This is a genomic window from Microseira wollei NIES-4236, assembly GCF_020521235.1.
GTDB lineage: Bacteria > Cyanobacteriota > Cyanobacteriia > Cyanobacteriales > Aerosakkonemataceae > Microseira > Microseira wollei.
Genome location: NZ_BLAY01000461.1, coordinates 1 through 1,097, shown reverse-complemented (window position 1 = coordinate 1,097; position 1,097 = coordinate 1). Strand labels below are relative to the sequence as shown.

The 1,097-nt window shown below is 48.4% G+C and carries 2 protein-coding genes; both read right to left on the bottom strand.

Annotated elements, in window-relative coordinates:
* Positions 1-354 precede the first annotated feature (354 nt).
* Positions 355-510: a hypothetical protein gene (locus MiSe_RS49245; protein ID WP_226594874.1), complete on the bottom strand. Its 156-nt coding sequence runs from the start codon at positions 508-510 to the stop codon at positions 355-357.
* Between the two features lie 260 nt (positions 511-770).
* Positions 771-995, bottom strand: a complete 225-nt coding sequence (locus tag MiSe_RS49240) for a formylglycine-generating enzyme family protein (protein ID WP_226594876.1) — start codon at positions 993-995, stop codon at positions 771-773.
* Positions 996-1,097: the final 102 nt, after the last annotated feature.

Genomic DNA, 1,097 nt, shown 5'->3' with positions numbered 1-1,097 from the left:
CAACAATATGGCATTCCATCATCAACGCGGGTAGGGGCACGGCAACCGCCAAACTTTGATTTGGTGACAAAATTTATTCAGGCCGTGCCCCAACAATTATGACAATTGCGTCAACAATATGGCATTCCATCATCAACGCGGGTAGGGGCACGGCAACCGCCAAACTTTGATTTAACGACAAAATTTATTCAGGCCGTGCCCCAACAATTATGACAATTGCGTCAACAATATGGCATTCAACCATCAACGCGGGTAGGGGCACGGCAACCGCCAAACTTTGATTTAACGACAAAATTTATTCAGGCCGTGCCCCAACAATTATGACAATTGCGTCAACAATATGGCATTCCATCATCAACGCGGGTAGGGGCACGGCAACCGCCAAACTTTGATTTGGTGACAAAATTTATTCAGGCCGTGCCCCAACAATCGTGACAATTGCGCCAAGTGGCATTCCATCATCAACGCGGGTAGGGGCACGGCAACCGCCAAACTTTGATTTGGTGACAAAATTTATTCAGGCCGTGCCCCAACAATCGTGACAATTGCGTCAACAATATGGCATTCCATCATCAACGCGGGTAGGGGCACGGCAACCGCCAAACTTTGATTTGGTGACAAAATTTATTCAGGCCGTGCCCCTACGTCAAAAAAAATTGCTGGCGGACTTTCAACACAAGTGCAAGATCTAAATTGAACAAACCGGGTTTCTCAAAAAAAAATTTTAAAACAAGTGCAAAGGGCAAAACAGCTAAAGAGAATAAAGGAAACTAGGCACCCAACCCCAACGCAACGGCTACCCGAAAGCCAAGACTGACGTACCTATCGTCCACACCGCTCCTGCTCCGCTCCGCGCAACGGCAGTCCTGCGGATTGCGACTCCAAGACCCACCACGGTGCATCCGGATATTACTTCCACCTTCCCAAACTCTGCCATCCGAAGGCGCACCTTGATAATTTTCATGCCAAGCATCGGCACACCAGTTAGAGTCGATAGGAGCGTTACCACTCTTACCTCTCCTTCAAAACCGGACGTGAGACTTTCACCTCATCCGGCTCCTCAATAATTCCACCCTTGTCATGGGTGCGATTCAAAA